This window comes from Methylobacterium sp. ap11 (assembly GCF_900110515.1).
GTDB classification, from domain to species: domain Bacteria; phylum Pseudomonadota; class Alphaproteobacteria; order Rhizobiales; family Beijerinckiaceae; genus Methylobacterium; species Methylobacterium ajmalii.
In genome coordinates this window covers 1-7678 of the sequence record NZ_FOEB01000050.1, presented here as the reverse complement: position 1 = coordinate 7678, position 7678 = coordinate 1, and the positions used below count along the sequence as shown (strand labels likewise).

Annotated in this window: 7 protein-coding genes, 2 pseudogenes and 1 riboswitch; of the genes and pseudogenes, 7 read left to right on the top strand and 2 right to left on the bottom strand. The window is 67.5% G+C overall.

What is annotated here, in order from left to right; genetic code table 11:
* Positions 1-389 (bottom strand): annotated as a pseudogene (locus tag BMX97_RS31740) (transposase); the annotation flags it as partial.
* Between the two features lie 391 nt (positions 390-780).
* Positions 781-988, top strand: a riboswitch (cobalamin riboswitch).
* A 220-nt stretch (positions 989-1208) separates the two neighbouring features.
* On the opposite strand from BMX97_RS31740, the gene BMX97_RS31735 reads away from it, so the two are divergent.
* The 3 genes and pseudogenes from BMX97_RS31735 (at position 1209) to BMX97_RS33425 (ending at position 4411) form a co-directional block, all read left to right on the top strand.
* Positions 1209-3230: a TonB-dependent siderophore receptor gene (locus BMX97_RS31735; RefSeq protein ID WP_244538761.1), complete on the top strand. Its 2022-nt coding sequence runs from the start codon at positions 1209-1211 to the stop codon at positions 3228-3230.
* A pseudogene (locus tag BMX97_RS34130) lies at positions 3230-4012 on the top strand (heparan-alpha-glucosaminide N-acetyltransferase domain-containing protein). Before BMX97_RS31735 ends, BMX97_RS34130 begins: the two are co-directional and overlap by 1 nt.
* 33 nt (positions 4013-4045) lie before the next feature.
* Positions 4046-4411, top strand: coding sequence for a hypothetical protein (locus tag BMX97_RS33425; protein WP_210187707.1), 366 nt, complete (start codon positions 4046-4048; stop codon positions 4409-4411).
* An 83-nt stretch (positions 4412-4494) separates the two neighbouring features.
* Here the strand turns inward: BMX97_RS33425 and BMX97_RS31725 are convergent, their stop codons facing one another.
* Positions 4495-4926, bottom strand: a complete 432-nt coding sequence (locus BMX97_RS31725; RefSeq protein WP_091755068.1) for a hypothetical protein — start codon at positions 4924-4926, stop codon at positions 4495-4497.
* A gap of 162 nt (positions 4927-5088) precedes the next feature.
* On the opposite strand from BMX97_RS31725, the gene BMX97_RS34125 reads away from it, so the two are divergent.
* The 4 genes from BMX97_RS34125 to BMX97_RS31705 all read left to right on the top strand — a co-directional run bounded on the left by BMX97_RS34125 (position 5089) and on the right by BMX97_RS31705 (position 7233).
* A complete protein-coding gene (locus BMX97_RS34125; protein ID WP_244538760.1) occupies positions 5089-5511 on the top strand; it encodes a hypothetical protein in 423 nt (140 codons plus the stop codon).
* Positions 5512-5550: 39 nt separating this feature from the next.
* On the top strand, positions 5551-5805 hold the full coding sequence (locus tag BMX97_RS31715; protein ID WP_091755069.1) for a type II toxin-antitoxin system Phd/YefM family antitoxin: 255 nt from the start codon (positions 5551-5553) through the stop codon (positions 5803-5805).
* Positions 5795-6229 carry a hypothetical protein gene (locus tag BMX97_RS33275; protein ID WP_177202418.1) on the top strand — a complete coding sequence of 145 codons (435 nt, stop codon included), beginning with the start codon at positions 5795-5797 and terminating at the stop codon, positions 6227-6229. The genes BMX97_RS31715 and BMX97_RS33275 overlap by 11 nt, the downstream gene beginning before the upstream one ends.
* Before the next feature lie 77 nt (positions 6230-6306).
* On the top strand, positions 6307-7233 hold the full coding sequence (locus tag BMX97_RS31705; protein ID WP_091755067.1) for a HEPN domain-containing protein: 927 nt from the start codon (positions 6307-6309) through the stop codon (positions 7231-7233).
* Positions 7234-7678: the final 445 nt, after the last annotated feature.

Genomic DNA, 7678 nt, shown 5'->3' with positions numbered 1-7678 from the left:
GAGCACGCGGCACATGAGACGCACCGGCCAGGTGGTCGCATGCTGCTCGATGAAGGCGAACGTCATTTGGGCATCTCCGCGAAGATGCCGATCGCTTTTTTTAGGACGTCGCGCTCCATGCGCGTCCGGTCGAGCTCACGGCGCAGGCGGGCGATCTCGGCCGCCTGGTCGGACGGCGAGGCGACCGGGCTTATCGGAGCAGAACCTGGCGCGCCTGCAGGTCGTTTTGGCGGCAAGCCCTCCATCAGCACGGATCGCCACTGGCGCAGCATGGAGGGCTGGATCCCGAGTTCCGCGGCGACCTGCATCTGCGACCGGCCGCTGCTCTCGAGCAGAGCGACCGCCTCGCGTTTGAACTCGGGGGCGAACTCGCGTCGTGTCTTGGCCATCAAACACCTTCCCCGCCCGTAACGAGCGTATCAGAGGTGTCCGCGAAACCGAGGGAGGATCAGTGTAGGTCGTTCCGGCGGGCGTCAGGGGGAGAGCGGACGCTGCGACGGTCCCGAGTACGGTCGCCGAGCGGAGGGGCATGGGTATGGCGGAGATCATCGATCCCTGGCTCCTCGGCCTCGAAGTGGTGTCAACGTAGCGTCGAACCGCGCTCGTGTGGAATGAATGTCCCGGGCCGGGGCGCGGCGATCGACACGCCATCTTTGGCTATGTGTGCTTTAGAGGATGAGCCAGGGGAATCGCCTCCGGGCATGTCGTTGCCAGCTGCCCAGCGTATCGACAGGGGGCTGTGCAGGATGAGCTCAGCGAATTGACAGCCCATGCCAGGGCGAATAGCCAAGCCGTGACGGTTCCCCTCGGGGATCAAATGGGAACGCGGTGAGAACGGGGCTTTCACCCCACCGATGCCGCGGCTGTCCCCGCAACTGTGAGCGGCGAGCCTTCTTGTCACCATGTCACTGGGCCGCCTCGCCCGGGAAGACGACGAGAAGGCGGTGACCCGCGAGCCAGGAGACCTGCCGTCAGCCGTGGTCACACGCGAAACACGCTGGGCGGGGTGTCCCGGCGGGTGTCGAGGCACTGCCCTGTGAGGTGGCTGCCGAGGCTTCGTTCGCGGTGACGTGCCATTGCCGTCGCCCGAGGTCAGCCTCTTCGTGTCCCGTCCCAACCCGCCGTTTCGGCTTTCCCTGTCCGTTGCCTCTCTCACGCTCGCCATCGCGGGCGGAACCCCGACCTGGGCCCAGGACGCACGCGGGGGATTGGCCGAAACCACCGTGGCGCTCGACCCCATCTCCGTCGAGGGCAGCTTCACCTCCACGCCGGCCTATCGGGTCGAGGAACTCTACAGCGGCACCAAGACGATGGCGCCACGGCGCGACGTGCCGCAGCAGGTCGACGTCGTTCCCCGGGCGGTGCTGACCGATACGGCGGCGACCCGCGTCGAGCGCGCCCTCGATTACATACCCGCCGTCGGCAAGCAGAACGATTTCGGCGCCCAGAACCTCGCCCTCTACTCCGTGCGCGGCTTGGCTACCCAGGACATCTTCTTCAACGGCTTCAACATCGCCCGCGGCTACAACGGCGCGCCCGACACGCAGAACGTTCAATCCATCGAGGTTCTTAAAGGGCCGAGCGGAGCGCTCTACGGCCGCAGCGACCCGGGCGGCACCGTCAACATCCTCACCAAGCAACCCGTGGCGTTGCCCTTCGTCGAGATGGGCACCCTGTTCGGCAGCTTCGGCACGGCGCGCACGACCGTCGATGCTGGAGGTCCCCTGAATGAGGACGGCACTGTCCTCTACCGCTTCAACGGCGCCCTCGCCCGCCAGGACAGCTTTCGCGATTACGTCGATGGCGACCGTGTCCTGGCTGCCCCCGTCGTGAGCTGGCAGATCAGCCCCGACACCAAGCTGACCGTCGAGACGCAGTACCTGCGCAACCGCCAGACCTTCGACCGTGGGACGGTCGCGGTGAACAACCGCCTCGGCCTCGTCCCGCGCTCGCGGTTCTTCGGCGAGCCGGGCGACGACTCGGTGTCGGAGAGCGGGATCGTGCAGGTGCGGCTGGAGCACGCCTTCAGCCCCGACTGGCAACTCCGGGTCGCCGGCCACTTCAACACCGGCAGCCTGACCGGCCTGCAAACGGGCGCCACCGGCCTGCTCGACGACGGGCGAACCCTGCTCCGTGAGTTCCGCCGCCACGATTTCACCTGGGGCGTGGCCATCGGCCAGGCCGAGCTCGTCGGGCGCTTCGACACCGGCCCGCTCGCCCATACCGTGCTCCTCGGTCTGGAGCACGAGCGCTATAACAGCACCGAGAACCTGCTGCGGTCGACCCCGCGGCTGGACCCGTTCGCGCTCGACCTGTTCAACCCGGTCTATGGCCAGCCCAAGCCGCCCTTCACGCGCCGCTACAGCGCCAGCGAGAACGTCGGCAACACCGCCGTCTACGTGCAGGATCAGATTGCCCTGAGCCCGGAGTGGAAGCTCCTGCTCGGCAACCGCACCGACTTCTACAACCAGACCTTCCGCGACAAGGTCGGCGGCGAGCGCACGGAGCAGGACCGCACTGGCTTCTCGCCCCGCGCCGGGCTCGTCTACCAGCCGCTGTCCTTCCTCTCGCTCTACGGCAACGTGGCGGCCTCCTTCCGTCCGAACACCGGCTTCGACAGCGCGACGAGGCCCTTCGCCCCTGAAACGGGCTTCGGCTACGAGGTCGGGGCCAAGCTCGACCTCTTCACGGGCCTGAGCGTGACGGCCGCGGCCTTCCACATCGAGAAGGAGAACGTCCTCACCACAGATCCCAAGGACTTCTTCTTCCAGATCGCCGCAGGGGCCGTGCGCAGCCAGGGCTTCGAACTGAGCTTCGTCGGGCAGGTTACACCCGAGTTCCGGGTCATCGGCGGTTACGCCTTCATCGACGCCCAGGTGACGCGCGACGAGGTCCTGCGGGTCGGCTCGCCGCTCCTCAACATCCCGCGCCATTCGGGCAGTCTGCTCGGCGTGTACGAGGTCCAGGGTGGCGACTGGAAGGGCTTCGGGATCGGCGGCGGCGTCCGGGCCGTGGGCTCGCGCCTCGGCGACAGCGGCAACGAGCGGTTCCGGCTGCCGGGCTACGTGCTCGCCGACGCCCTGGTCTACTACCGCTACGAGAACTTGCGTTTCGGGCTGAACGTCGACAACATCTTCGACGCGACCTACTACGAGCGCTCGTACAATTCGTTCTGGGTCGGTGTCGGCGAGCCCAGGCGGGTGACCGTCAGCATGACGGCCCGCTTCTGATGGGCGTGGATCCGAGGATGCTCGAGGCGTCGGCAGAGGCGCCGGCCAAGGTTGGGCGCATCGGCTCCATTGATGCGCTCCGCGGGCTGGTGATGGTGCTGATGCTCCTCGACCACCTGCGTGAAACCTGGTTCCTCCACGTGCCGGTCGCCGATCCGGTTGACGCCAGGACCGCCTTGCCGGCCCTGTATCTGGCTCGCCTCGCGGTCAGCCTGTGCGCGCCGATCTTCGTCGCGCTGACGGGCGTGGCCGCGTACCTCTTCAGCACCCGGCATACGCTGGCGGAGACGCGCGTCTATCTGGTGAAGCGCGGTCACGTGCTGATGGCCCTGGAGGTCTTCTACCTCTCTGAACTTTACTGGGGCGTGGCCAGTCCGACGCTCTGGCTTCAGGTGATCTGGTGCATCGGCGTGTGCATGATTGTCGTGGCGGCGCTGATCGGCCTGCCGCGTCCGGTTCTGGTCGCGGTCGGCCTGCTGATCGTGTGCGGTCACAACCTCCTCGACCCGATCCAGCTCCAACTCGATTAGCCCTTGTTTCCCCTCTGGGCCATGCTGCACCAGCGCGACGCCATCGAGCTCCCCTTCGGACTGGTCGCGAAGACGACCTATCCGGTGCTTCCATGGATCGGTGTCATCGTGCTCGGCTACGCGGCCGGCTCATGGTTCCTGCCCGGCGTCGCCACACACACGCGAGAGCGCCGTTTCGCGGCCATCGGCTGCGCGATGCTGGTCGCCTTCGCGCTGCTGCGCCTGGGGAACGGCTACGGCGATAAGCCCTGATTCGTCGTCGACGGCAGCGCCTTGCGGACGGGGATGAGCTTCTTCGCACTGACGAAATATCCGCCCTCGCTGCTGTTCCTGTTGCTGACGCTCGGGATCGGGGCGCTGCTGCTCGCCGCGTTGGAGCGGAAGCGCGCCGTGCCGGTTGTCGCGGCCCTGGCGGTGTTCGGCGGTGCGCCGCTGTTCTTCTACCTGCTTCACCTGACGGTGCTGCGGCTGCTGTACCATGGCGCGTTCGCGATCTGGGGCGCGACGCAGGGCGCCACGTTCGGCGTCGCGAATTACGGTTGGGTGCTGGTGTGGTACGCCGGGCTGATCGCCCCCCTCTATCTCCCGACGGCGTGGTTCGCGCGCTTCAAGGCGTCGCGACGCGACATCGCCTGGCTCAAGTATCTCTGAACCGGGTGCAAATCGGCCCACCCGGAGCCCCGGGCGTGGCCCCGGGTGATCTGGGGGCACGTCGCTCCTGCCGTACCACCCGGTCAAGTGACCGGGTATGGCCCGAGAAACAGGTCACCCATCGCCCGCCGCCGCAGGTAGGTCAGACGCCGGCGCCGCAGGTTCTCGGGCCGGTCGTGGATGAGGTGGCAGCGCTGACACCAGGCCGCGAGATCCCGGTCGCCGTTGAGGCTGGTATCGTGCTCCCGATGGCAGGTCGCCAGGACCGGCACCGTCAGCCGGGCGCGGGACAAGGCTTCGAGCCCGGGCTCGCGGCGCAGGCGCCGCCCCCGTCCGGAGCGCCAGTGCCCAGCCTCGGCGTCGAACCAGATGCCCTCGTCGAGGCAGACGATCACTTGGCCGTGCGGACGCCCGCAAGCCTCGCAGCGCCCGCCGGCGCGGCCGAAGCGAATCACCGCGGAGAGCTGCGGCCAGTCGATCGGGTAGAAGTGGCGGTGTTCGGGGCGGATCGGCACGATACGGCGACGCTAGCACGGCACGGTTAAGGACGAATCCCCCTCGAGCCGCTTCCCGCGGCGAATGGGCCGGCCAATGTTCGAGAGCTATAGAAGGCCGATGCTGCGCGACGGGGTCGACGATCGGAGAGAGGGTCCGGCCCCCGTCGCGAAACCACGGCCATGGCCCGCCTCCTCGTCCTCGCCTGCTCGGCGACCAAGCGCCCCGATCCCGACTGCATCCCGGCGATCGCGCGCTACGACGGCCCTCTCTGGCGCACCCTGCGCGCCACCGATCCCGAAGGCCGGGCGGCAAAGGTCGCCTTCCTCTCCGCCCGCTACGGCTTTCGCGACGCGGCGACCCGGATCGTCGACTACGACGCGCGCCTGACCCAGGACCTCGCGGACTGGATGATCGCCGGCGGCGTGACCACGCGCTGCGGGAATCTTGCGGCGCGCCACCCCCGCCGATGCCGAAGAGCGGCGGCTTCGTCACGATCTGGCAAGGTGGCCGCATCGTCCGGGAGGCAACGAGGCAGCGATCCCCGTCCGTTTCCTCCAGGGGGACCTCGACCTATAATCAACCCGGCCAATCGTCATCCGTAAAATCCATGATATATGGATTTCATGGATCAGGAGGCCCTCATGCGCTCGTTCACAACGGCCGACCTCAACAAGCAGGTCGGCGAGGTCACCGACGCCGCCCAGCGTGCGCCCGTCGTCATCACCCGGCGCAGCAAGCCCCGGTTCGTCCTGATGAGCCTGGAGCACTACGAAGCCCTGCGCGGCCCGAACGATCCGCGCCGGGCCTTCACGCTCGACACCATGCCCGACGATCTGCGCGACGGCCTGTTGCAGGCGGCCAAAGCCTACGAGCAGGAGCACGGCGGTGGCGATTGAGCCTCCGGAGACGGGTCTCGTCGTCCGCTACAGCTTCCTCTGGCCCCGCGAGCATGACCGCGGCGAGCGTGAGGGCCGCAAGGACCGCCCGGTCTGCCTCGTCGTGCCGGTCAACGTCGGCTCGGGTGCCGTGGTAGTGTTCCCGATCACTACGCAGGAGCCCTTGTCCGGTCGGATCGCGGTCGCCATCCCGGAGACCGAGCGGCGGCGTCTCAAGCTTCCGGGCGACCGGCCCTGCTGGATCATGCTCGACGAAGCCAACAGTGACGTCATGCCGGGCTCGTTCCATCTCGTGCCGCTGGAGACACATCCCCTGCGCTACGCCTACGGCCGGTTCAGCCCGGCCTTCATGCGCGTCGTGCTGCGGACGATGGCGGAGGCGATTCGTGCACGGCAATTCCGCATGGTTCAGCGCGAGCGTTGATCCTCCCGGCCGCTCGGGTGCAAGCTCAGGCCCCTGTTCCCTTGGCGTCCGCCTGCGCCCCGCCTATGCGAGGATCCATGACGCTCTCGGACCGGCTCGACCATCTGCCCGAACGCAAGCGCCGCGAACTCCAGTACGCGGCCCGTATCCTGTTCGAGGAATTCGAGGCCGCCCAGAAAGGCAAGCTCTCCGAAAAATACAAGGGCGGGCGCATCCTCAAGCTGATCCTGTTCGGTTCGCATGCCCGCGGCGACTGGGTCGACGACCACACGACCGGCTACCACTCCGACTACGACCTGCTCGTCGTCGTCGAAACCGAGCGGTTCACCGACCCGCATGATTTCTGGGAGCGGGCCGAAGAGCGGTTGCTGCGCGAGTTGACCGTGACGCGCCGCCTTAGGACGCAGGTGAGCTTCATCGTCCACTCGATCCACGACCTGAACGACCAACTCGCCTATGGTCGTCCCTTCTTCGTGGACATCGCCCGGGACGGGATCGTGCTCTACGAGGTCGAGGGCTTCGCGCTCGCCTCGCCGAAATTGCTGTCCGAGCAAGAACGGCGCGCCGAGGCCGCCCGGCACTTCGAGCAATGGTTTCCCTTGGCCCATCACGCTCTCAAGCTCGCGTGCGACAGCATCACCGACCAAGTACCACGTGACGCCGCATTCCTGATGCATCAAGCGACGGAACGGCTCTACCATTGCGTCCTGCTCGTGGTGACCCTCTACAGCCCGAAGCTGCATCGCCTGAATCGCCTGCGGCCGCTGGCCGAGGGCGTGGACGCCCGGCTGATCGCGGCGTGGCCGCGCGACACGCGGTTCGCCCGGCGCTGCTTTGCCCGGCTCGACCGGGCCTATGTCGATGCCCGCTACTCCCCGCACTACGAGATCACCGGCGAGGAATTGGCTTGGCTCGTCGAGCGTATCGGTGCCCTCCGCGAGATCGTCGCTGCGATCTGTGAGGAGAGGCTCGGCATCCCGCCATCCCGCGCGTCGGACGCGTGAGCGCTAGAGGCAGGATCGCCACGGCACGAGCGGGCGAACCGGGGCGATCGGAGCACTGGCAGCAGATCGTCCTGACATCGATATCATGCCGATGTCGCGCCCGGCCGGCGGTGGACGACCCCGCTCTCTCGCAGCAACCCCGATAGGCCGTTGCGGCCTTCCGCGATCAACCCTCAAGGGGTCCGCTCCGCAAGCGGGCGGCCGCTCCCGGCTTCGCCTCCCGCGGTGATCGCGGCCGCTCCCGGCCTTCTGGGGCGCTGTCGAGCGGGGATCGCCCCCGCTCCGTCAGGAGCAAGACTGTGATTAGGCGTGGAATAAGGGCTCTGACGCACTCTCGGTGCATGTGGGTTGATGGATCTTGTAGCCGCCGATGTGAAACTGACCCAGTCGCCGACTGAAACCTGACCCAGGCCGTAGGCTGGGCTCCTTCTGCGGGAGGAGGCCC